Origin of the sequence: Enterococcus sp. AZ109 (assembly GCF_051714625.1) — a bacterium.
Lineage (GTDB): Bacteria > Bacillota > Bacilli > Lactobacillales > Enterococcaceae > Enterococcus_A.
In genome coordinates, this window is the sequence record NZ_JBIOSF010000001.1 from 1,155,535 (window position 1) to 1,178,175 (window position 22,641).

Consider the following 22,641-nt stretch of genomic DNA (forward strand, 5'->3'; position numbering starts at 1 on the left):
GCTGACAAAAGCTAGGTTAAATGGTAAACAACTGCTTCATAAGGTCGCAGCGGCATCTCGGCAAACGGCTGAGTTGCTGTATCTGAATAATTACTAATCAGCAAGGCTGATTCTTTTTCCAACAACTCCTGCGGCACGCGGACATTCACCTTGTCTTTACTAAAGGAACAAAGAACTAACAAGGTTTCATCTTGATAAGTTCGCAGATAACTGTAAACCGCCGAATCCTCTTCATTTATTAATTGGTACTCTCCCAATTGAATAATCGGATATTCCTTCCGCAAGGCAATCAATTTTTGATAGTGATAAAAGATCGAATTGGGATCGGCTAATGTCGATTCCACATTAATCCTGCGATTATCTGGTGAATAAGCAATCCATGGTTTGGCCTCAGAAAATCCGCTATTGGCTTCCCCATTCCAAGGCATCGGTGTCCGCGCATTGTCCCGAGATTTCAAATAGACGGCTCTTTTTATATCTTCCAGTGCCTCGCCTGCAGCAGTCATTTCTTGGTAAAAATAGGTGGTCTCAATATCTTGATACTCGGAAATGTCGGTAAAAGGTACATTTCTCATCCCCAATTCTTCCCCTTGGAAAATAAAAGGTGTCCCCTTCATCATGTGCAAAAGCGTCCCCAACATTTTCGCGGATACTTCCCGATACTCGCCATCATCGCCAAAACGGGTGACCGCTCGCGGCTGATCATGATTGCTCCAATACAAAGAGTTCCATCCATGGTCTAATTGGTTCTGCCATTCCGTCAAAGTATTGCGCAAATCACTCAACTTGAAACGAATATCTGAAAATTTGCCAAACTTACCATAGTCCAAATGCATGTGGTCAAAATGGAAAACCATATTTAATTCTTCACGCTCGGGAAACGTATAAAGCTGAGCTTGGGTGCTATTGGTATTGGGTGTTTCCCCCACGGTCATCACATCGTAATGTCTTAAAACTTCTTGATTCATTTCATGAAGAAACTCATGCACCCGCGGGCCATTTGAAGCACCGGCATAATAAGATTTGGTATAAGCCAAGGTATCTGGTGCATCCGGATATGCCGGATCTTTGCTAATTAAACTAATCACGTCCATGCGGAACCCATCGATCCCTAGCTCAAACCACTTACGCATCATGTTATAAATTTCCTGACGAACTGTTTCATTTTCCCAGTTTAAATCAGGTTGTTCCTTGGCAAAGCAGTGAAGATAATACTGATTGCGGCTTTCCACATATTCCCAAGCCGGCCCGCCAAAGGTTGAACCCCAATTGTTGGGAGCAGAGCCATCGGGTTTTGGATCTTTCCAAATATAATAATCAGCATAAGGATTCTCCTGATCTTCTTTAGAGGCCAGAAACCATTTGTGCAAATCGCTGGTATGATTAACCACCAAGTCTAAGATAATCCGAATATTTAATTGATGAGCTTTGTCCAATAACTCCTTGAAATCCTCCATCGTGCCATACTGAGGCAGAATCTTTTCATAGTCAGCGATGTCGTACCCATTATCAACCAAAGGCGAATCAAAAATCGGATTCAACCAAATCACATCAATACCTAGCTTAACTAGATACGGCAATTTTTCAATAATCCCCTGAAAATCACCGACGCCATCATTATTGCTGTCCTTAAAGCTTTGAGGATAAACTTGATAGACGACACTGTTCTTCCACCATTCAGCTGTCATTATTCATCATCCTCATCCATTGTTTGTTGGGCTAAATAATCATTCACATAAATAACCTGCTGCTGGCCCTCTTGAATAGCGCCCCTTAATTGTTCCGGATCGATAGCCGCATCTCCTAACGGCAGCAAGCAAGACATAATCACCGGCAAATTCATGCCAGCAATCAGATGAATATTGGGCTGGGCTAAATATTTGGTAAAGTTTTGATTGACCGATCCTCCCAGCAAGTCGGTGAAAATAATTGCTTCATCCGCTTCCGAAACATCTGCTAACGCAGCATCGATTTCTTCGTTAACCGGTGTGTTAGTGGTGTACGCCGCAATTGTGGTAATCTCTCCCACAGTCGGCATAATATATTCCAATGTCTCTTTCATTCCTACAGCCAAATTGTGGTGGCTGGCTAAAATAATTTTTCGCATAAGCTGCTCCTTTTTTCAAAATCCAAGTTTCGGCAATTTTTATTAAACGCTCAAAACACCAAAGAATGACAGAACTAAAGCTAAGATAATTACGGCAAAGATAATTTGGATCACGGTCATTTTCTTACTGGCAATTAATTTATAAACCGCAATCGTTAGTAGTGCCGGAAGTAGCGCTGGCATAATACTGTCTAAAATTTGAGTTTGAATCGGTAATTCAACTTTCCCTGATTGAAAGACTAACCCGACATTGATTTTAACAACCGAAGGAATCAAGGCACCTACTACAGTCAACCCCATAACCGAAGCAGCTTCAGTAAATACCGATATCTTTTCTCCTAACACTGTCACTAATTTGATCCCAGAAGTATAACCAATGGAGAACAATTTGAATCGGAAGAATAAGAAGAAAATATTCATCAGTAACCAAATAATCGCCCCCGTCGGATTGCCTTCTAGTCCCATGTAAGCCGCAATTGAACCCATGATGGTTGGATATAAAACCCAAACCAGCGTATCACCCACACCAGCTAATGGTCCCATCATCCCAGTTTTAAAGTTTTGGACTGCTTCTAAAGAATCTACACCGTCTTTTTCTTCCATGGCTAAGCTGGCACCTAATAACAAGTTCGCCATCCATGTAGTCGTGTTGAAATATTTATACTGATTATTTAAGGAATCCACATAATCCTCATCATTGGGATGAATTTTACGCAATGCTTTTTCCAGGCCATAAACAACGGCTGGTCCCTGCTGGTTTTCATAGTTGAAAATGTTGCAGGCCATAAACATGTAGCGGAAAGCAGCTTGATTAATATCTTTTTTAGTTAGTTTTGTTTCGGGATTATTCATCAAAGTCATCTCCTTCGTCAACGGTGCCTACTTCAGTCGCCACACCTGGGGTACTCTTTTTCATTTCAGTTGTAAAGAAGTAATACGCCAAGGCGAAACCGACAATTGACACACCTAAGATCGGTAAGTTCAGGTAAGCCGCCAAAACGAAGCCGATTAATAACATCGTCAGATATTTTTTGACTGGCATTACTTGCAGCAATAAAGCAATCCCGACAACCGGCAGCATACCGCCGGCAATAGACAAGCCATCCGTAAACCATTCTGGGACAAAATTCAAAATCAAATTGACAATACGATCTCCGAAAATCACACACAAAGCCGTAGGTACTGCTGTTGATAAGCCAAAAATTACTGGGCCTAACCATAAAATCCGATTCATCTTTTTAAAGTTCATCTTATTCGCTGCACTTTGCGCTGCGTGTGTCACATAAGTGTTCAAGATTTTTGCCAAAACATCCAATTGAATTCCCAGCATTCCCACTGGAACACCGACTGCTAAAGCAACAGCTTTGGCCTCTTCAATATTATTGGTGGTTCGAATCGCTACATAGATACCAACTAAAGCAGCCAATCCCCAGTTAGGCACCGATGAACCACCGATATTTGCCACCCCCAACGCCATTAACTGGAAGGTTCCGCCGATCACCATCGCCGTTGTCATATCTCCCATAATAATTCCTGCAAACAACGCCACCATAATCGGAAACCACGTTGTTACTACTAAACCCTGCTGGTCCCAAACCATCCAAACAGATAATGCTATGATTAATATTCCTTGAATAATTTCCATCAGATTGTCCCCTTACTATTTAATGTATGTTGCTAAACTTTCTTCTTGATCGCCAGGGACAAAGTGGAAAGTCACCGGAATTCCCATCGCTTCTAATTTTTTCAAATCATCAATTTCTTTTTGATCCACTGAAACCATCTTTTTCACTGTTTCTTTTCCTTCGCCATCAAAAATGATCCCGATATTAATTTTCGGAATTTTGACACCGCCTTCAGCTAATCGAATCAGCGTTTCCGGTTCCCTTACAATCATGAAGACGTTGTGACTGTCATACTTGCCTTGATTAAAATTAGTAACCGCTGTCTCAACATCGATAATTGACATGCCAGTACCAGCTGGCTTGCTCATTCGCATCGCTGCCTTTTGCACTTCATCTTTGCAGACTTCATCGTCAACGACCATTAACCGTTTTGCCTTAGTTGCCCCAGCCCACTGTGTTACGACAATTCCGTGAATTAAACGTTGATCGATTCTTGCTAATACCAGTCCCATATTATTTATCTCCCTTTTTTTAAACCTGCTTTTAGTTAAGCGATTTTTGTTTTTTTGTGATCGTTTACAAGTTGAAGTATAGAGCCAAAAACCGTCTCAAACAATAGTTTGAAGCCTTTCTGGGAAAGGACTGTTTTGCTTGGTATAAGTGTCAAACAAGCGGGAAATTTCCCGCAGAAATATCTAGGCAGCAAAAAGACACCTCAAAACAGCTCCGCCCCTAAGACTTCACCTGTTTCAAGATGCCCGTTCTACTATTTAATTCCTGCTACTCTACACCAAAAAACTTCTTAGCAATCGCAACACTTTCCAGTGCATCCTTGGCATAATAATCCGCCCCGACAAACTCCCGATATTCCTCATTTAACACAGCGCCACCCACCATAAATGAAGGAGCTAGGCCAGCATCCTTCACCGCTTGGATTGTCGCCTTCATGTTCTGAACAGTCGTGGTCATCAAAGCACTCAGTCCCACTAGTTGAATATTCCCTTCTCGAATCCGTTCCACTACAGTTCCAATCGGCACATCTTTGCCTAGGTCAATTACCTCAAACCCATAGTTCTCCAAAACCATCTTCACGATATTTTTTCCAATGTCATGGATATCACCTTCCACAGTTGCTAACAGGATTTTTCCATGAGACTGGTTTTCCTGACCGTGAGCATCAAAATAGCTCTTCAACACTTCCTGCGAACGTTGAACCGCTTCGGCTGATTGAATTAACTGAGGTAAGAATAATTCACCTCGCTCGAATTTCCCGCCCACTTCATCCAAAGCTGGAATGAAAAACTCATTAACAATCTCCAAAGGTGTTTTCGTTTCCAACAATTGTTTGGTTAAAGCTGGTGTGTCTTCCTTTTGTCCTTTAAGGATCAACGTTTTTAAATCAGTAGCATCGGTTGACGCTTGCTTGCTGGCAGGTTTTGACTCTGCTACCACATTCATCGCTTGGCTTTTCTCAATATACTCCGCCGCATCAAGGTCTTGGTTGTAAATCACCTTCAGTGCGCGAACGGTGTTCATCAAAACTTCTGACAACGGATTGACAATCGGTGTTGATAATCCAGCAGCTACTCCCGCAGCTAAGAAAGTACTGTTCATCAATTCACGGTTCGGTAAGCCGAATGATACATTACTTAGACCCGCAACAGTCAATACACCTAATTCATCACGCAACAAACTCAAAGTATCTAGTGTCACTTGAACCTGTGCTTGCTGAGCGGAAGCTGTTAAAACTAATGGATCGATCATCACATCTTCTTTAGGAATTCCATATTCAGCCGCTGTACCAACGATCCTCTTAGCAATTGCTAAACGAGCTTCTGCAGTCTCAGGAATCCCTGTCTCGTCCAAAGTCAAACCTAAAACTACCCCACCATATTTTTTCACAATCGGAAAAATCTCTGCCATGCTTTCGGCTTTACCATTCACAGAATTAATTAACGGCTTGCCATTGTAGTATCGAGCCCCAGTTTCAATCGCAGCAATATTCGAGCTGTCAATTTGCAACGGAACCGTGACAATTCCTTGAATTTCTTGGACAGCCTGTTGCATCATACGACTTTCATCGATCTCAGGTAAGCCCACATTCACATCTAGAATGTCTGCGCCAGCTTCCACTTGCTTTAACGCTTCTTTCAACAGATAACTTAATTCGTTATTGCGTAGTGCTTCTTTTAAACGCTTCTTACCAGTCGGATTGATCCTTTCCCCAATTAAGCTCAGACGATTATTTAATAGGACCGTCTGACTGCCAGAAGTTACAGCTGTAACGATCTCTGGCTGGCGTTCAACTACAGCTGTACGATCAAGAATATTTCGCAGCTCTTTAATAAACTCAGGCGTTGTGCCACAGCAGCCGCCCACGATTTGAACACCCTTTTGGACTAAAGTTTCCACTGCTTGCCCATATTCAACAGGTGAGATGCGGTAGACGGTCTGTCCATCCGTCATTTCTGGAAGACCTGCATTGGCTTGAACCATCACCGGAATCTTAGCATAGCGCAACATGGTTTCAACAACCGGCAAAAGTTCCACTGGCCCTAATGAACAATTTACTCCCACTGCATCAACACCTAAAGATTGTAACGTCAATACCGCTGTCAGCGGATCTGTCCCTACAAAGGTACGTCCATCTTCTTGAAACGTCATGGTACAAAAAATCGGTAACTCCGTATTTTCTTTAACTGCCAACACTGCTGCTTTCGTTTCCAGTAAATCCGACATAGTTTCTAAGATAACTACATCAGCCCCAGCTTTTTCAGCCACGATTACTTGTTCAGCAAACATGTCATAAGCTTGATCAAAACTCAACGTTCCCATCGGAGCCATCAATTGGCCGATTGGTCCCATGTCATAAGCGACAAAACTTGGCTCAGCAGCTTTTGCTAACTGAATTGCCGCAGTAATGATTTCTGGTAATTTTTCTTGCTCCAACTTGGTACGGTTTGCTTGGAAAGTATTGGTAGTAATAATATCCGCACCGGCTGCTACGTAGGCATGATGGATTTCAGTAACGACCTCAGGATGAGTCAAGTTAAAATATTCTGGTTCTAAGCCTACAGGTAGACCCTTTTTTTGCAGCATCGTGCCCATCGCCCCATCAAAGAGCAATTGTTTTTCTTTTATTGCGTCTAAAATCTTCATATAATCCTCCGTCGTGGTCTTCGATTATCTGCGATAGCTGCAAGTTTCCTTCATAGAGCAATCACTGCAGCTGATTTTCTTTCGGCGAGGTCGTGCCAGCTTGGGATCGTCAAATAAACCAATAATCGCCGTCACTGATTTACGGGGAATCATCAACAGACTCTCTGACAAATTCAAGCCAATCCGGCGATCAGCTTCCAATACAGCTAAAAAATCTGGCTGAATATCTAAGGCCAAATCCCCATAGCCCGGACTAAAGCGCCGATTCAGCGTTAAGTTTTCCGCCGAAATCGTGTCTTCAATCTCACACTCTACCTGATCACAAATCTTTTCAATGTATTCCGTGCAGCAAGAATCCAAAATCAGACTCTTACTCATCGCAGTTAGCGAATACTGGCGAATCTTACGTTCTACTTCGATTCCCAAAGTTGCCGCTAACAACGCAACTTTTTTCGCATGCTTCAGATGATTGTAAATCGATTTTCCTTTAAAGACCAAATCAGTCCCGATTACTTCAATCGTTTTACTTGTTTCATTAGACTGACAATCAAATATCCGAAACGTGTAACGTGGCTTAGCAATCGCTAAAACTTCCGTCATCAGCTCATCAATTTCCTGATCAACAGCCATAGTCAGCTCCTGTTTACGACGATACCCCAAATAACGCAAAATTTCTTTTTTATCTAAATCGGTCATTATTGTCCTCGTAGTAAAGCCATTGCTTCTTTGGCTACAATTGGTCGATTCATCGCGTACACGTGTACACCATCCACGCCATGATCTAGCAAGTCTTCAATTTGTTTTAGTGAATACTCTAAACCAGCTTTACGCAAGTCTTCAATCGAATGCTCGTACTTATGGATAATTTTAATCAATTCAGACGGTAACGAGGTTCCACACATAAAGATCATTTTCTCAACCTGTCCACGACTCAAAATCGGCATCACTCCTGCAGAAATCGGTGCAGTAACCTTTCCCTTGCGAGCATCCTCCATTAGCCGATAAAAGACATCATTATCAAAAAACAATTGAGAGATAAAGAAATCCGCACCTGCATCTTCTTTTGCTTTTAAATGTTCGATATTTTCGACCCCAGCCAACTGGTCAATATGACCTTCCGGATAGCATGCCGCTCCTACAGAAAAATCAGTATTTTCTTTAATAGAAGCGATTAGATCTTTCGCATAATGAAAGTCTGAAGAACAAGTGTCACTATCAGCGGGTAAATCCCCCCGCAACGCCAACACATTTTCCACACCACCGGCTTTAATGTCCGCTAACAGCTGTTGGATTTCTTCATTGGTGTTAGCAATACATGACAAGTGATGCAAAGGCTCGATTCCGTATTCTTTTTTGATCATAGAAGCTAACTCTAAGGTTTTATTGTCGGCTCTTGATCCGGCAGCTCCGTAAGTCACACTGATAAAATCTGGCTTAATGCCTTTTAATTCTTCTAAGGTTTGGTAAATCGTTTCAATTGCCGCTTCTTTTTTCGGCGGAAAAAATTCGAAAGAAACAACAGGCTTGGTTTGTTGATAGTAATCTTTAATTTTCATTGAGTTCTCCTTTTGAATAATTCTTATTTATGAGAATAGCACATCCCACGAATAATTCAAATCTTTTTCACATTGTTCGTTCATCTGATATTCATTTGCGTTATACTAAAAAACAAACTCACTGAATGAAAGGAGATTTGCATTTGTTCTACAGTATCGGAAAGTTTGCGACTATCACTGGCTTCACCATTGACACCTTACGATATTACGAAAAAGAAGGCATCATTCAACCAAAGCGAGATGAAAACAATCGGCGAATATTTGATGATCGAGATATTGCTTGGTTAGACTTTATCAGAAAATTAAAAATGACTGGCATGAAGCTAAAAGATATCAGGTTATATGCGCAGCTTCGGTATAAAGGTGATGAAACAATCCAAGAACGGTTGGATTTACTCTTTGATCAAGCCGATTTGCTTCATACAAAACAACAAGAGATCGAGGATCATCTCACCTTTCTTCAAAGCAAAATCAGTATTTATCAACAGATGCTTGCTCACAAAAAAGAAACCAGCGAAAGTTAATCGTTGGTTTCTTTTTTGATGACTTGACATGGAGTATACTCCAGCCAATATCCTTGTATTATTCATAAAGGAGGTCACAACTATGGTCAAACAAACATACACCGTAATCACCGGTGCCAGCTCAGGTATCGGCTATGAAACAGCTAGAGCTTTCGCCAAACGGGGGAAACATTTAATTCTCATTGCGCGACGCTCAGAAAAACTGAACGAACTGAAACAAGAACTTTTACGAGAACACCCCACCTTAGATATTGTCATTTTACCAACCGATCTTTCGATTACGAAAAATGTCTACCAAGTTTTCAATGAGGCTGCGGCTTATCCTCTGGAAACATGGATAAACAATGCTGGTTTTGGTATGTATGGACAAGTAGCAGATAACGAACTAAACAAAATCGAAACAATGCTTCACTTAAATGTGGAAGCTCTCACTTTGCTTTCCACCTTATTTGTAAAGAAGTATCAGAACGTCCCGAGAACTCAATTGATCAACATCTCATCAGCAGGGGGCTACACCCTCGTCCCCACAGCAGTGGTTTATTGTGCAACCAAATTCTTCGTCAGTGCCTTTACTGAAGGATTGGCTTCAGAACTACTAGCTACTGATGCTAAGCTGCGAGCCAAGGTACTAGCACCTGCCGCTACTCAAACAGCATTTGGCAAAATCGCTAACAATGTCTCTGAATATAATTATGACCAAGCCTTTGGTACTTACCACACCAGTAAAGAAATGGCTGAATTCCTGTTACAGCTTTACGATAGCGATCAAACCATTGGCTATATCAATCGTGATTCCTTTACCTTTGAACTAAGTCAAGGTCGTTTGCCTACTGCTGTTCATTCAAGCAGCAATCAAAAGCTAGAGCAAGATTAAATTAGTAGGACTATTAGCAATGCCTGCTCATTTTTGGCTAAATTGATATTTTAGCTATAATTTTAGCCAATAAGTTGATACTATAGTTTAACAGGCTCAACTTTTCAGCCAACTTCTAAAGGTTGGAGCATAAATGAAATTATTCGAGGTGAGTAGCATGGCAAATAACCGCTCTAAACAAAATCCCGCAAGATATATTAAGGTTTACAATTCTCTGTTGAAAAACATACGTGAAGGTCTATATGCTGAAGAAGGGAAATTACCTCCTGAAAATATCCTAGCAAAACAAATGGATGTCAGTCGCATGACTCTTAGGCAAGCACTCTCACTTCTGCAAGAAGATGGTATTTTAGAGTCTAGAAAGGGCGTCGGTACGTTTATCAAACAACACGCTTCCGATAAAACCGATGGCTTGGAATATGTAGGAAATGTGTTGAAAAAAGCGGGAATTACCAGTTTTGATACAATTACCTGCGAATCCCGTTTAGATACAGCTGAACTCTATACCGATGATATTTTCCAAAGACAATGTCCGGTCTTGTTAGGCGTTACACTACGTTACTTTGAAAAAGACACTTATCTTGCCGAAAGCTTTTCCATCTTTCCAACTGATATTGATTTACTGAAAGGAAAAGATTTGTCCGATGAAAAAATAGTTACTGAACTAACAACAAAACTGATCTATGAAGAAGCGAAAATGGCCCAATATTCGATAAAAATAATCCCTCGGTCTGAGAATATCATTGAACACTCAGCTGTGAATACTAGCAGTTTAGTTACTTTGATTACTGAAAAATTGTTTGGAGAAAACGGCCAAGTACTATGTTTTACTAAGTACTACCTCCCAATTGAGAACACTGAAATAACCATCACCGGTTATCACAAACCAAGCTAAGTCCAGCGATAAAAAGCTGTCCTTAGCTTTTTTTGTATTGACAGCGCTTTCTAAAGATGGTACTCTAATCACAAATTAGACATCATTTTATACAAGTATATATATAATGTATATTTGTAAATGAAAGGAGTTTGGAAAATGACAAATGAAACAAAAGTTGTCCGTGTTATTCCTATGTTTATGCTGGTTTTTATTTCCTCTGCTACGATGCTTAATGTATTTAACATTATTTCTCCTCAGTTAGTAATTGATTTTGGCATTGAACCACTTACCGTTTCTCTTTTGAGCATGATTGCGATGCTAATGATGGGGGTGGCCTCTGTGGTCTACTCTACACTGTCCGATTACATCAGTATAAAGAAACTTATGCTTTTTGGAATCGCACTGTTAAACATTGGTGCCTTACTAGCCTTTATCTTTACTGGCATTAGCTTTTATTTACTGCTAGTTGCAGTTGCTTTAATGATTTTCGGCGGTACGTGTGGTTCTGGACTAATGATTATTACAGTAACTAAGTACATCTCTGAAAAAGAGCATTCAAAATACTATGGTTATAATACAGCTTGCGTATCTATCTCACAGGCTATTGGTATCTTGCTGGGCGGCTTTTTTGCTACTTACATTGGTTGGCGTTACGTCTTTTTTATCCCTATGGTTTCTCTAGTAGCAGTACGCGCAATTACAAAATATCTGCCTGATGAACAATCAAATTCAAAGGGAAAACTAGATGTTTTAGGCTTATCTTTACTTACACTTTTTACACTGTTCATTTCCCTGTACTTTAACTTTAGCAATCCTTATCTATTACTGGCATCTTTCCTATTGCTGATCTTATTTTTTTGGTACATTTCTAAAGCAAACAATGCGTTTATCAATATCCAATTCTTTCGTAATCGTAATTTTGTCCTTATGATCTTATTAGTCGCCATCTCGTTTGGCTTACAATCGGCGTACTCCTTTTTATTTCCATTTTTGGCACAGTCAATCTACAACGTTACCTTAGATAAAGTATCTATGATCATCCTACCAAGCTACATTTGTGCCGCAATCACTGGATTAAACGGCGGAAAACTGGTGGAAAAAATCGGCAGTTACAAAACCTTGTTGATTAGCTTAGGATTTGGCATCTTCTCTTTGATTTTTGCTGCTCTTTTTATGGACAAAGGTATTCTACTCTTAGGTATAGCGGCTTGTTTATTCTCTTCATCTTTTGCTTTACTATACCCGCCTTTCATGAAGCTGGTTATTGCAACTTTAGATTTGCATCAAATTGGCGTAGGAATTGGCTTTTTTAACTTAATGACTAGTATCGGTCCTTCTGTTTTGATTGTGTTAACTGGAAAAATGATGGAAACACCGACATTACAAATCGGTTTCCTAGGAGCAAACACTGCATATAGTGTTTTTTTCAACATTTTGATCATTTTTGCTGTGCTGCTCTTGGTAGTAATTGGCATACTATTGGTTATCAAAAAAGACTTATATAAAGGAGAAATTAGTAATGAGCTTAAGAATGTGGAGAACTAACGGACCAACGATTGATGTAACAAAATACAATGGCCATTTCGATCTATCCTATGGTTTTGAATCAAAAGAACAAAAGCTGGATATCTTTTTACCCGAGAGCAACTCCGATAAAAAATATCCTGTGGTTATCAGCATTCACGGTGGCGGATATGTCGCTTGTGACAAAAGAAATGAAGAAATGATTACTCCGATGCTTAAAGGATTAGATCGCGGTTATGCAGTCGTAGGTGTTAATTATCGTTTAGCACCAGAATCACACTTTCCACAGCCTGTCCAAGACATTAAGCAAGCAATTCGTTTTTTAAGAGCACGCGCCGAAGAATACCAGTTAGATACTGAGCACATTGTTACTTGGGGCGGAAGTGCAGGTGGTTATATGACGTTGATGAGTTGTTTATTTGAGAATGACTGTCTGTTTGACAATCCCCATGATCCAAATCTCCAACAATCAGCGGCAATTAACGGCGCCGTTGCTTGGTACCCGCAAACAGATTTTTCTACTTCAGATGAAGAATTAAAAATCAACAGTCAAATCAATCGCTTTTTGCGCAAAGAAATTACTGATATTCATGAAGAATATGAACCAGCCTTTCCATCAATGGAAGAAAATGAATTTCCTTTCCATGAGGCACCAAATGGCGTTGTTGAGAAATTTCTAGGTGTTCCCCTTGGAGAGGCTTCAGCGATTATTCAACAGGCAAGTCCCATCAACTATTTAAAAAAAGGAGTACAACTGCCTGCTTTATTGATCCAGCATGGCAGCGATGACGAAATCCTTCCTATGCAACAATCGATTCGTTTTGCTATTCAAGCTAACGAAGCTTGCGAAAGCAATAACGTCCAATTGGAAATTATTCCTCACGCAATTCATTCCTCCGTTTTATTTGAAACAGAGAAGAATTTGAATCGGGTATTTGATTTTATCGACACCGTTTAAGGATGATTTTACAATTAGCTATCTAACTGCAAACAAAATAACCGGTTACAACTAATTTTATTAGCTGTAACTGGTTATTTTGTTTGCTTATGCAAGATTTGCTGATTTTTGATGCGATAGTTTTTTTGATATAAAATCGTCATGAAGGTCAAGAATATCGCCATAAAAAACAGAATTACTTTCACGATATGCATAGATTGTGTATTAACTAAAAAGCCAACAAAAGGGAGATAAATAATTGGTTTGCCCAGTAAATTACGGAAATGAACCAAGCCCATTTCCATCTGCTTTACATTGTCACCCTTCACAGAATAACCGTGAATTCGCTCATCAACTGCTATTACTCGACTAGTCTTAATCCTGCGACTTTGATTTTCATAATAAGTAATGGGATCACCTACCGCAGCTTGCTCATCTGCCCGTTGAACAAATAAGAGCCCGCCTTTACGATAATCAGGAGCCATCTTGTTGTCTTCAACAACATATGGCGTGACATTGAGCAGATGAGGCATAACAATAACTACAGTGGATATAAAAAAAAGAAAAAGAATTATCACACCATATAATACAGTTATTTTTTTGTAGTAACTCATCAGTTAATCCCTCCATCCAATAAATTTCAAATAGGCTTATAATCATCATATCACATTTATCCTAGCAATCATCAATTAAGTTATCTATATTCGCTTACTTATTTTTGTTTTCTTACTGTTTTCATTATGATACTATTGTTATATAGGTTTACTGAAACTAAAAAATATAATTGAAAGATGAGGCATTATTTTATGTCCCTTAAATCAGGGAAATTACAGAATAAGCAACGCTTAATCGCTGAATTGTTCCCCATCATTTCTATCACAATAATATCTGTTATTTTATTAACATCTATTTGGGCATTTTACCAAGCAGAGAAAGATGTTAAAAAAACAGATGTTATTGAATTGACTGAAAATTGGATGTTTTTTGTTGAGAATCACTCTGATCAGCGTCTCACTACGTCCAATACTCGTAGGATTGAGTTTGTTGATCAAGAGGAATCTTTGATTATGCAACAATCACTACTGCAGATCTTTCAGCAACCTGAACTGATTCTGCGAGCCAATCATCAATGGCTAACCGTCTTTTTAGATGATGAACTTTTGTATCAATACAAAGAAACAGCTACCCAGAAGAATCCTGGACGATTATTTACCAGTATTGCTTTGCCGGATGATTACCGGCATAAGACTTTGCGAATCATTTTATCGAGTCCCTATAACTATTACGCTGGACTACCCGCTCAAGTATTCTTAGGAGAAGCAGCTAAAGCGAAGTCCTTCTTTTGGCTCCATGCCTGTCCTCAATTGCTGCTCTTGTTCATTTGTATAAGTATCAGTTTGGGAGGGACGATCTTATTTGTCAGGTATCGAAAACGAGAGCTGACAAATAAGATCACCACTGGTCTATTATGCGTTTTCGCTTTGTTAGCCGGTTTGCAGGTTCTGGTCAGTACAGTTCCTTTCGTTTGGACACTGTCGCCGGAGACCTTGTCCCAGCTATACAGCGTTACCGCACAATTTATTCCATTAGTATTGACAACTTATTACTGGTTGCGTACATCAAAATATCGGAAGGGTTACTTTCCAGTCATAGCCAGCCAGTATACACTTTTAGGGTTTACTATCATTAGCCTGCTGACAAAACAGTTGCTATTACCGGATATTTTGCAAATCGTCAGTGGCTTGAATGTCTTTCTAACGCTTTACACCGCCTTGATCTCTTTACTGGAAGCCGCTGATGATAATCCTTTTTACATCATTTGTGCTCCTGGTATTGTTACTGGGGCAGTGATTCATTGCTTTTTCTATCTTCAGTTGTTTATCGGTGCCGCCAACTTAATCATCGATTGGCCGTTGATTGTCTTTACAGGATTAGCTGTCTTACTTTTTGGTTATCATTTTGGAGAAATCCATGTTGCAATAAAGCGGCAAACGAACGAAGAACATTTCGCTACTCTTTGTGCTGACTGTTACGAAGAAAAATTTATCCAGCTTTACACTTACTTCAGTAAAAAGATTTATGATGAAAACAACAAGCGTAGCTTACCGATTGGTTTAGTCCTAGAGCAACTGCAGACTCATTATCAGAAAGCTTTTGCTCAACAGCATGGAAAATTAGTCTGCGAATTTTCATTACAGGACCCTGCACAGCTTTTGGATCAAGACTATTTACGTTTGTTTATTCAAGTTTTTGAAAAATTGCTGGATGCTAAACAATCTCGAGGCTGTGATGCAGTTCTTAAAATACGACAGACAAACAATGAATTAACGATTGAAAGTCAACTGGATTCCTGCTCTAAATTACAGCCAGTCAGTCACTCCAATTTAAGCTTTTACCGAAAAAAAATACAGGCTCTGGTTGAAGAAAAAAAAGGACAATATCAATACGCAGAACATCAATTAATCATTCATTTAGCCTACTAAAAAAGACTTCATAGACGAAAAAGGAGCAGAAAACCTATTCCATCTAGGCTTTCTGCTCTTCTGTTTAATAAATCAAACTTAAAAATTCTTCCTTTGTAACATTGCCAAAGTAATGAGACAAATCAATTTGATCAATATCAGCTTCTAAGGCAGCTTTTTCATACTTAGTACCAACTAATTGATCTTCCACATCTTTAATCTCACCTAATCCGAAGAAATCACCGAATATTTTTGCTTCTTTAATTTCTCCATCCGCCACATTTAAGCGAACCTCAATCGAACCGATGGCAAAACGTTGCCGACGTTCTAGATTAAATTCAGGCGAACGACCATAATTCCAATCCCAGTTACGGTAATATTCATCGGAAATTTGATTGATGGCTTTCCAATCTGCCTCATTTAGCTCATGGGTTTTGACTTGATCGACACTATCTACGCCAAAGATTTGCAACAAAATCGCTTGTCGAAACTCTTCGGTCGTCATGTTTTGCTTTTCTTCTGGCAAGAAAGGCTTAATGTTGGTAACCCGTGAGCGAATTGATTTAATGCCCTTTGATTCGATCTTATCTTTGCGAACTTTCAAGGCGTTCACTACTTCATCCACATCACTGTCAAACATCAAAGTACCATGAGCAAACATGCGTCCATTGGTTGAATACATCGCATTGCCTGAGAATTTTTTATCCTCGATAACCAGATCGTTACGACCTTTCAATTCAGCCCCTTTGACACCTAATTTATGCAAAGCTTTGACGATTGGTTCTGTCAACTTTTTAAAATCGCGGAAGGAATTGCCATCATCAGGCATTATAAAACTGAAATTTAAATTACCTGTGTCATGATAGACTGCTCCGCCACCACTTAAGCGACGAACCACTTTAATGTCGTGTTCTTCCACATACTCTTTATTGATTTCCTCAATCGTATTTTGATTACGACCGATAATAATGGAAGGTTCATTTATATAAAATAATAAAATCGGTTCATCTAATGGCATATTCCGCAATAAATAGGTCTCAATTGCTAAGTTTACTCGAGGGTCACGTTCTTGATCATTTGGCACGTAAAGCATTCAATCATCTCCTAAATAATAAATTGTTTATGGGGAGCAGCCAATTCTACCAGAATATCTCCGCTTGCTGCTTGCGCTTGCTGACGAAGTTCTTCTAAGTCGCCATGCTGCGGCAAATGGGTTAATACTAGTTTTTTCACTTTCGCATTTTTAGCAAAACTACCAGATTCCTGTGCAGTAAAGTGCGCTTTGTGACGTTCATTCCCATTAAATAAGTACGTATCCGCTAAAAACAGATCCGCATCTTTAGCAAATTCGTTAAAGCTTTCTAAATAACCAGAATCTCCGGTAAAGACAAATACTTTACCCGTCGACTCCTCCACAAAACGCATTGCAAAACAAGGAACAGGATGGATCGTTTTCATAAAGGTAACGATAAACGGTCCAATTTTCAACTCTTCTGCTTCAAAATATGGTCGACCTTCTGTAACGCCCTCCATTGTTAAATCATTGAAATGGAAATCATCTTCGGTATGTCCATAAATCGGTAAAATTGGTTTGGGTACTTGAGTTGGATACAGCTGCCAATAATATTGCAGCACACCTAAATCAGCAATATGATCATGGTGATAGTGAGTCAAAATAACCGCATCTAATTCTAACGGATCAAGTTCTTTCTCCAGCTCCACTAACGTTGAACTGCCAGCATCTAACAGCAAATTAAATTCCCCGCTTTGCAGCAAGTAACTAGTAGTCCCTTGCCCTTCATAAGGATATGCCCCTAAACAGCCTAAGACTGTTAGTTTCATTAAATCGTCCCCTTCACATCGATTTTTTCCTGCAGCGCTTGGTCGTAAAAGGCTGCATCCGCCACATTAGCATAAGCTACTGCCCAAAGAACGGGAAAGACTAGTAATAAAATCCCTAAAATATACCAGCCAATAAAGGAAAGCTGAAGTAAAATATATTTACCCCAACGATCTTTGATCAAATCCCACGCCTTTTTAATACAATCTGTCGGACTTAATTCTGGATAATCAAATTTCAAATATGTCGCAAAACGGAACAATCCCGCCACGATGCTGCTGATAATCGCATATAGAATTACCGTAATTAAAAATAGTAACACAAAGCCCGCACTGGCAAATCGATTCACCATTGAAGAATCTACCGCACCTGTTCCTAAAACTAAACTAATATAAAATCCTAGTCCACCTTGCAGCAGTAACGGAATAAAGATTGCAAAACCTATTACATACTGGATAATAGAAGCGATCACGTTAATAACCAGCAGCGGAATGTAATACTTCCCTTGAAATACAACAAATAGCTGAGCAATATCCGCTCGACCACCGCGAGTGACAAACAGTCCCACATAATACAAGGCATAACTAAACGCAAACAGGACAAAAATACTGATAACAAATGACATGATGGTCTGAACACTTCCACTATTAACTACACCCGTGACCCGATTCACAGCCATCGTTAACAAAGAACTCAAAAAGATTATTCCCGCATTTAGCCCCCACTGCCCTCGTAGACGCTCTTTGGCAATCTTTCGATATTCACTAACTTTCATTTTTTCCATTTTCCAGCTCCTAATTCTTATTTAATAATTTTTGATTTCTGCTAATGCCTCATTATCTAAACGTGCAACTACTTCTGTTACTAGTCGAACAGTATTCAAGTAATCATCCTCATGAATAATTGTTGTATGCGAATGTAAGTAACGTACGGGTACCGTGATTGCTAACGACGGCACGCCATCCCGCGTTAAGTGCATTTGTCCTGCATCCGTTCCGCCACCTGCGATAACAGTATATTGGAAGGGAATATCTAATTCTTCCGCTACTTTGATAACGAAATTCAGCAAACGTTTATGAGGAACCATTGAAGCATCATAAATCAAAACTTGTGGTCCTTTACCTAGAACAGAATCTGCTTCTTTCGGTGTCATCCCCGGTGTATCCCCCGCCGTTCCCGTGTCCAAAGCAAAAGCGACATCAGGGTTCACTAAGTGGGAACTAGTTCTTGCACCACGCAGCCCAACTTCTTCTTGCACATCACTGCCGGCAAATAAAACATTGTGATGTTCCCGTTTCGAAAGGTTTTCCAATACCCGCAAGGAAACGGCGGTTCCAATCCGATTATCCCAAGCCTTAGCCAACAAAAATTTAGAATCATTCATCCGTTTATATTCAATATAAGGAGTCACCATATCTCCAGGTCGAATGCCCCAATTTTTGGCTTCTTCTTCACTGGAAGCCCCAATATCAATAAACATGTCCTTAATTTCAAACGGTTTTTTCCGTGCTTCAGGCGTCAAGACGTGGGGTGGTTTTGAACCAATCACGCCATGAATCATCTTGCCATCCATTGTTTTGATTTCCACCTGTTGTGCTAGCATGACCTGATTCCACCAGCCACCAATGGTTTGGAATTCCAAGAAACCTTTTTCGGTAATTTTAGTTACCATGAAGCCAACTTCGTCCAAATGACCAGAAATAAACACTTTCGGTCCGCCTCCGGCACCATGTTTAGCGATGACACTACCTAAGCCATCAAAAAAGATATCATCTGCAAAGTCCTTGGCATAGGATTTGAATACCTCTCTTACCTCGTCTTCATTACCAGCAATACCACGGGCTGAAGTTAAATCAATTAATAGCTGTTCTTCTTTTTGATCCAATTTATTTCCTCCTTGTTGCTACTCCAGATTTTCACACTTTCCAGTATACCATTGTCAAAAAAGTTTGCGTAGTCTAGAAGGTTTTAATTGGTATAATATATGCGAGGTGAAGAAAATGGCACGTTTGCTATCCATAGAATTAACCATGATGGTGATGATCGAAAATGAAGAAGGAAAAATACTCGTACAAGATCGGCAAAAAACTGACTGGCCTGGCTGGACATTTCCCGGTGGACATGTGGAGGAAAATGAAGGCGGCTTGCAGGCAACCATTCGAGAAATTCAAGAAGAAACAGGACTTACAGTTACACCTTGTTTAAAAGGTATCGCAGAGTGGAATCATTTGAGCACCAAAACTCGTGAGTTAGCGCTTCTATATACAGCTCAAACCACCAAAGAACCACATAAGGATGCTTCTTTATTTTGGGTTGCTAAATCAGAATTACAATCACAGACTTTAGCAGGAACCCTGAATGAACTATTGCCCGTATTTTTCTGTGAAATTCAACATTATTATAAAGAAGATTAGCATTATCTTGTAAAAAGACTATGTTATATACGGCGATTTCTTGGTAAAATAAGGAAAAATAGAGAGAAGGTACATTATGCGCGGATTCATCTCTAACGACCAAAGAGTTTATCGCTACGAATCTCCTTTTTTATTGCAGGGAGAAAATGATTTGTCACTAAGCGAGCTGCGTAATATTTTCATCCGACAGCTAACTGGCAATCCTCAGGCAAAATATGTCGCCAACAATTATGCACTGGAAAAAGACAAGCGCACCATCTCGGTTTGGCGCAAAGACGGAAAGGTCTTGTCAAATGACGAACAGTCTCGGATTGACCAAGTATTGCCGCGGATTTTTGAGATGTATTAAAAAAAGGACCCCGTAAGGCCCTTTCACATGACTTATTTACTGACGGGGTTTTCCCGTCGGTTTTTTTATTAATCCAACGCAGCCTTTGCTTCCTTTCCTGAAAGACGCAAGCCACCCTTTTCTCTCATGGTAACTAAATGAATCACTAAGAATACTGCAGTGAAGGCCAAAAGAATCAGTGATTGCTGAATGAATGTATCTCTAAACGCTTGATTAAAATTGGTGCTATTGCCGATCAGCTCATTATTCTGTGCAAACCAATAAGTCGGGAAGAAGGCTGCAATCTTACTTACTGCATCTGGCAAAATATCACTTGGAACAAATACTCCGCTGATAAAGCAACTGCCCATAATAAATACATTGCTGATGCCGTTGATCGCTTCGCTGTTTTTAATCAGACTAGCCACCAACACCGAGAAACTAACCATTGTTGAAAAAAAGATCACTGTATTCAAAATGAAATAACCAGTTGCGGCTTCAAACGTACTTTTAGAAGCCACGAAAACAAAAGCTAGGAAGACAGCTAGACAAACGGTAGAGTAACTAAGACTACCTACTGAAATCTTCCGAGATAGTTTGCGGCGTGAGATGGGTGAACAGCTGTTGCGATCACGAATTTCTTTACGATTAAAGGCTAAGTTGATTACTGCATAACCGCTGAAAATAGTCATGAACAAGCCGTAGGATAACAAGTTGTAAATTCTCGCCTTAACCATTTGAACCTGTTTTTGATGATAGGTTGCGTCAAAGTGAACAGTCCCTTCTTGACTTAAGGTATCTTTAGTCAAGTTCAACAATTCCTGCTGACTGACTGCTGGCATCTCTTTTTGAAAGGTCTGATAGGTATTCAAGAAGTGGTTAATCGTTGTATTTACTAGTGTTTTTGAAAATGTACCGGGTTTAGTTTGACTATCCACTGTCACCGCTTTACCAGCTGCTAAATCCGTACCAAAGTTTGCCGGAATCGTCAATACATACTCTGCTTCATCAAAGTATAGAGCATCATCTACCCCTTTTTGCGAATTATCTTCCAAGGTCACCCGCTCATGCTGATTAGTTAATTGCTCGGTTAAACTGCGGCTAACAGCAGAATCATCTTGATCGAAGATAACAATTTTTGCTCCTGCCAAGTCCACATCATTTTCCTTCATTTCACCGGAATAAAAAATCGTGATAACGCCAGTAATCAAAATCCCTAGCAGCAAAACTCCCTTGTTGCGTTTGATAATTTCAATAATTGCTTTATAGGTGGTCATATTGAACCTTCCTTTCGAAATAGTAGCTTACCAGCATGAAGACGACCGCAAAACCAGTCAACCAAATCATGTTTTGGTAAAAGGGCTTCAAGGATTGATAATAGAACAATTGATATAGACTATCACTGATCAAATTGACCAGATTAATTCGCCCTAATAATGGAAGATTTACATCAATCCAGTGTTTCAGAGTTTGCGTTCCCATCATACCAGCGAAAAAGCTCATAGCCATGGAAATCCCTACCCCAAGTGATATCTTTTGGTGAAAATCCCATTTTGAGAATAGATTCCCCACCAAAGTACCAAAGGACAAAGTCGCTAACGAAGCAACAGCATAAACCAATAAAATATACAGCCAACGATTGCCAAAGTCAACTTGATAAACAAAACGGAAAACCGCTAAAATCAACATACTTTGCAAATAGAACAACAGAAAGCTGGCTAAAAGATTAGCCGTTGCCACCATTAATTTGTTCTTCGGCATAATGCATAGACGAATGCCGTTAGAAGACTGATTGGCTTGTTGGTCATTGGCATTTCTTAATCCCCACATGAAGCCGTACATAATTCCCATCGCAACTAGCGTAAAGAAGTAAAATGACTTGATACTATAATTGCTGGATTCGTGACTCTCGGTAACAAATTCTGTATCGCTGAAGGTATCTTCGGACAAATCCTGCGGCTGGACACTGCCGGAAGCTATTAAGGCTTCAAATTCAGCCGTTCGTTGAATATATTGGTTCAAAAATTCTTTTAAGACAGTTTGCGGAATCCCGTTTTGGCTAACCGACAGGGAAATATCCTCCGGCGTAATCTCATAGTAGCCGGCAATCTCATCATCGGCTAGCTGAGTAATTGCTTCTTGCTTGGTCAAACGTTCTTCCTGATAAACCGGCTCACCATCATTTTCGATCGACGCCAGCACTTCAACAAACATGTCGGTCTTTTGCTCATCTGTCGAAACGATTCCTACCTCAGTCGTTTCCAGGCTGCCTACATCATCTAACCCGCCGAATGCCAAATTAAACAATAGGCCTAGAACAACCGGAAAGGCAAAGGTCCAAAAAAGTAAGGTACGGTTTTGTAGTAGAACTTTAATTCGGTAAATCATTAATCGTATAAACATCTGACTTTCCT

At 39.9% G+C, this 22,641-nt stretch carries 23 protein-coding genes; 8 read left to right on the top strand and 15 right to left on the bottom strand.

Annotation, left to right across the window (positions count from 1 at the left end; all coding sequences use genetic code 11):
• Positions 1-11: 11 nt before the first annotated feature.
• The 8 genes from IGI42_RS05535 to IGI42_RS05570 form a co-directional block, all read right to left on the bottom strand.
• Complete coding sequence (locus IGI42_RS05535; RefSeq protein WP_438714828.1) at positions 12-1,688, bottom strand: glycoside hydrolase family 13 protein; 1,677 nt, start codon at positions 1,686-1,688, stop codon at positions 12-14.
• Complete coding sequence (locus IGI42_RS05540) at positions 1,688-2,107, bottom strand: PTS sugar transporter subunit IIA (protein WP_438714829.1); 420 nt, start codon at positions 2,105-2,107, stop codon at positions 1,688-1,690. Before IGI42_RS05540 ends, IGI42_RS05535 begins: the two co-directional genes overlap by 1 nt.
• 42 nt (positions 2,108-2,149) lie before the next feature.
• Positions 2,150-2,959 (bottom strand): PTS system mannose/fructose/sorbose family transporter subunit IID, encoded by an 810-nt coding sequence (locus IGI42_RS05545; protein ID WP_438714830.1) that lies wholly within the window; start codon positions 2,957-2,959, stop codon positions 2,150-2,152.
• A complete protein-coding gene (locus tag IGI42_RS05550; RefSeq protein ID WP_438714831.1) occupies positions 2,952-3,752 on the bottom strand; it encodes a PTS mannose/fructose/sorbose/N-acetylgalactosamine transporter subunit IIC in 801 nt (266 codons plus the stop codon). The genes IGI42_RS05545 and IGI42_RS05550 overlap by 8 nt, the downstream gene beginning before the upstream one ends.
• Positions 3,753-3,767: 15 nt before the next feature.
• On the bottom strand, positions 3,768-4,244 hold the full coding sequence (locus IGI42_RS05555; RefSeq protein WP_438714832.1) for a PTS system mannose/fructose/N-acetylgalactosamine-transporter subunit IIB: 477 nt from the start codon (positions 4,242-4,244) through the stop codon (positions 3,768-3,770).
• A gap of 268 nt (positions 4,245-4,512) precedes the next feature.
• Positions 4,513-6,891, bottom strand: coding sequence for a homocysteine S-methyltransferase family protein (locus IGI42_RS05560; RefSeq protein ID WP_438714833.1), 2,379 nt, complete (start codon positions 6,889-6,891; stop codon positions 4,513-4,515).
• Positions 6,892-6,915: 24 nt separating this feature from the next.
• Complete coding sequence (locus IGI42_RS05565; RefSeq protein ID WP_438714834.1) at positions 6,916-7,587, bottom strand: methionine synthase; 672 nt, start codon at positions 7,585-7,587, stop codon at positions 6,916-6,918.
• The gene (locus IGI42_RS05570) at positions 7,587-8,447 is read right to left on the bottom strand and encodes a methylenetetrahydrofolate reductase (protein ID WP_438714835.1); all 861 of its coding nucleotides are present in this window, start codon (positions 8,445-8,447) and stop codon (positions 7,587-7,589) included. Before IGI42_RS05570 ends, IGI42_RS05565 begins: the two co-directional genes overlap by 1 nt.
• Positions 8,448-8,590: 143 nt before the next feature.
• Between IGI42_RS05570 and IGI42_RS05575 the strand changes: the two genes are divergently transcribed.
• The 5 genes from IGI42_RS05575 (at position 8,591) to IGI42_RS05595 (ending at position 13,204) form a co-directional block, all read left to right on the top strand.
• Entirely contained in the window at positions 8,591-8,971 is a 381-nt protein-coding gene (locus IGI42_RS05575) for a MerR family transcriptional regulator (protein ID WP_438714836.1), read from the top strand.
• An 82-nt stretch (positions 8,972-9,053) separates the two neighbouring features.
• The gene (locus IGI42_RS05580; RefSeq protein WP_438714837.1) at positions 9,054-9,845 is read left to right on the top strand and encodes an SDR family NAD(P)-dependent oxidoreductase; all 792 of its coding nucleotides are present in this window, start codon (positions 9,054-9,056) and stop codon (positions 9,843-9,845) included.
• Between the two features lie 157 nt (positions 9,846-10,002).
• On the top strand, positions 10,003-10,740 hold the full coding sequence (locus IGI42_RS05585; protein WP_438714838.1) for a GntR family transcriptional regulator: 738 nt from the start codon (positions 10,003-10,005) through the stop codon (positions 10,738-10,740).
• 138 nt (positions 10,741-10,878) lie between these two features.
• A complete protein-coding gene (locus tag IGI42_RS05590; protein ID WP_438714839.1) occupies positions 10,879-12,267 on the top strand; it encodes an MFS transporter in 1,389 nt (462 codons plus the stop codon).
• Positions 12,242-13,204 (top strand): alpha/beta hydrolase fold domain-containing protein, encoded by a 963-nt coding sequence (locus IGI42_RS05595; protein WP_438714840.1) that lies wholly within the window; start codon positions 12,242-12,244, stop codon positions 13,202-13,204. The genes IGI42_RS05590 and IGI42_RS05595 overlap by 26 nt, the downstream gene beginning before the upstream one ends.
• A 74-nt stretch (positions 13,205-13,278) precedes the next feature.
• On the opposite strand, the gene IGI42_RS05600 is transcribed toward IGI42_RS05595, so the two are convergent.
• On the bottom strand, positions 13,279-13,797 hold the full coding sequence (locus IGI42_RS05600; protein ID WP_438714841.1) for a S26 family signal peptidase: 519 nt from the start codon (positions 13,795-13,797) through the stop codon (positions 13,279-13,281).
• Positions 13,798-13,989: 192 nt separating this feature from the next.
• Between IGI42_RS05600 and IGI42_RS05605 the strand changes: the two genes are divergently transcribed.
• Positions 13,990-15,666 carry an MFS transporter gene (locus IGI42_RS05605; RefSeq protein ID WP_438714842.1) on the top strand — a complete coding sequence of 559 codons (1,677 nt, stop codon included), beginning with the start codon at positions 13,990-13,992 and terminating at the stop codon, positions 15,664-15,666.
• A 64-nt stretch (positions 15,667-15,730) separates the two neighbouring features.
• Here the strand turns inward: IGI42_RS05605 and IGI42_RS05610 are convergent, their stop codons facing one another.
• The 4 genes from IGI42_RS05610 to IGI42_RS05625 are packed head-to-tail and all read right to left on the bottom strand — an operon-like array spanning position 15,731 to position 19,370.
• Positions 15,731-16,738, bottom strand: coding sequence for a lipoate--protein ligase (locus tag IGI42_RS05610; protein WP_438714843.1), 1,008 nt, complete (start codon positions 16,736-16,738; stop codon positions 15,731-15,733).
• Positions 16,739-16,749: 11 nt separating this feature from the next.
• Positions 16,750-17,487 (bottom strand): MBL fold metallo-hydrolase, encoded by a 738-nt coding sequence (locus tag IGI42_RS05615; RefSeq protein WP_438714844.1) that lies wholly within the window; start codon positions 17,485-17,487, stop codon positions 16,750-16,752.
• Positions 17,487-18,269 (bottom strand): DUF975 family protein, encoded by a 783-nt coding sequence (locus IGI42_RS05620; RefSeq protein ID WP_438714845.1) that lies wholly within the window; start codon positions 18,267-18,269, stop codon positions 17,487-17,489. Before IGI42_RS05620 ends, IGI42_RS05615 begins: the two co-directional genes overlap by 1 nt.
• A gap of 21 nt (positions 18,270-18,290) precedes the next feature.
• Positions 18,291-19,370 carry a M42 family metallopeptidase gene (locus IGI42_RS05625; protein WP_438714846.1) on the bottom strand — a complete coding sequence of 360 codons (1,080 nt, stop codon included), beginning with the start codon at positions 19,368-19,370 and terminating at the stop codon, positions 18,291-18,293.
• 115 nt (positions 19,371-19,485) lie between these two features.
• Between IGI42_RS05625 and IGI42_RS05630 the strand changes: the two genes are divergently transcribed.
• The gene (locus IGI42_RS05630) at positions 19,486-19,899 is read left to right on the top strand and encodes an NUDIX domain-containing protein (protein WP_438714847.1); all 414 of its coding nucleotides are present in this window, start codon (positions 19,486-19,488) and stop codon (positions 19,897-19,899) included.
• Between the two features lie 76 nt (positions 19,900-19,975).
• Positions 19,976-20,248: a hypothetical protein gene (locus tag IGI42_RS05635; RefSeq protein WP_438714848.1), complete on the top strand. Its 273-nt coding sequence runs from the start codon at positions 19,976-19,978 to the stop codon at positions 20,246-20,248.
• Positions 20,249-20,316: 68 nt separating this feature from the next.
• Here IGI42_RS05635 and IGI42_RS05640 read toward each other — a convergent pair whose 3' ends face one another.
• Both IGI42_RS05640 and IGI42_RS05645 read right to left on the bottom strand, forming a co-directional pair.
• Positions 20,317-21,504, bottom strand: a complete 1,188-nt coding sequence (locus IGI42_RS05640; protein WP_438714849.1) for an ABC transporter permease — start codon at positions 21,502-21,504, stop codon at positions 20,317-20,319.
• Positions 21,491-22,630: an ABC transporter permease gene (locus IGI42_RS05645; protein ID WP_438714850.1), complete on the bottom strand. Its 1,140-nt coding sequence runs from the start codon at positions 22,628-22,630 to the stop codon at positions 21,491-21,493. Before IGI42_RS05645 ends, IGI42_RS05640 begins: the two co-directional genes overlap by 14 nt.
• Positions 22,631-22,641: the final 11 nt, after the last annotated feature.

Coding starts and splice junctions, on each gene's coding strand:
- IGI42_RS05605 (WP_438714842.1), top strand. CDS start 13,990: ATGTCCCTTAAATCAGGGAAATTACAGAATAAGCAACGCTTAATCGCT.
- IGI42_RS05630 (WP_438714847.1), top strand. CDS start 19,486: ATGGCACGTTTGCTATCCATAGAATTAACCATGATGGTGATGATCGAA.
- IGI42_RS05545 (WP_438714830.1), bottom strand. CDS start 2,959: ATGAATAATCCCGAAACAAAACTAACTAAAAAAGATATTAATCAAGCT.
- IGI42_RS05645 (WP_438714850.1), bottom strand. CDS start 22,630: ATGTTTATACGATTAATGATTTACCGAATTAAAGTTCTACTACAAAAC.
- IGI42_RS05540 (WP_438714829.1), bottom strand. CDS start 2,107: ATGCGAAAAATTATTTTAGCCAGCCACCACAATTTGGCTGTAGGAATG.
- IGI42_RS05580 (WP_438714837.1), top strand. CDS start 9,054: ATGGTCAAACAAACATACACCGTAATCACCGGTGCCAGCTCAGGTATC.
- IGI42_RS05600 (WP_438714841.1), bottom strand. CDS start 13,797: ATGAGTTACTACAAAAAAATAACTGTATTATATGGTGTGATAATTCTT.
- IGI42_RS05590 (WP_438714839.1), top strand. CDS start 10,879: ATGACAAATGAAACAAAAGTTGTCCGTGTTATTCCTATGTTTATGCTG.
- IGI42_RS05585 (WP_438714838.1), top strand. CDS start 10,003: ATGGCAAATAACCGCTCTAAACAAAATCCCGCAAGATATATTAAGGTT.
- IGI42_RS05640 (WP_438714849.1), bottom strand. CDS start 21,504: ATGACCACCTATAAAGCAATTATTGAAATTATCAAACGCAACAAGGGA.
- IGI42_RS05570 (WP_438714835.1), bottom strand. CDS start 8,447: ATGAAAATTAAAGATTACTATCAACAAACCAAGCCTGTTGTTTCTTTC.
- IGI42_RS05535 (WP_438714828.1), bottom strand. CDS start 1,688: ATGACAGCTGAATGGTGGAAGAACAGTGTCGTCTATCAAGTTTATCCT.
- IGI42_RS05595 (WP_438714840.1), top strand. CDS start 12,242: ATGAGCTTAAGAATGTGGAGAACTAACGGACCAACGATTGATGTAACA.
- IGI42_RS05615 (WP_438714844.1), bottom strand. CDS start 17,487: ATGAAACTAACAGTCTTAGGCTGTTTAGGGGCATATCCTTATGAAGGG.
- IGI42_RS05620 (WP_438714845.1), bottom strand. CDS start 18,269: ATGGAAAAAATGAAAGTTAGTGAATATCGAAAGATTGCCAAAGAGCGT.
- IGI42_RS05565 (WP_438714834.1), bottom strand. CDS start 7,587: ATGACCGATTTAGATAAAAAAGAAATTTTGCGTTATTTGGGGTATCGT.
- IGI42_RS05555 (WP_438714832.1), bottom strand. CDS start 4,244: ATGGGACTGGTATTAGCAAGAATCGATCAACGTTTAATTCACGGAATT.
- IGI42_RS05635 (WP_438714848.1), top strand. CDS start 19,976: ATGCGCGGATTCATCTCTAACGACCAAAGAGTTTATCGCTACGAATCT.
- IGI42_RS05560 (WP_438714833.1), bottom strand. CDS start 6,891: ATGAAGATTTTAGACGCAATAAAAGAAAAACAATTGCTCTTTGATGGG.
- IGI42_RS05550 (WP_438714831.1), bottom strand. CDS start 3,752: ATGGAAATTATTCAAGGAATATTAATCATAGCATTATCTGTTTGGATG.
- IGI42_RS05610 (WP_438714843.1), bottom strand. CDS start 16,738: ATGCTTTACGTGCCAAATGATCAAGAACGTGACCCTCGAGTAAACTTA.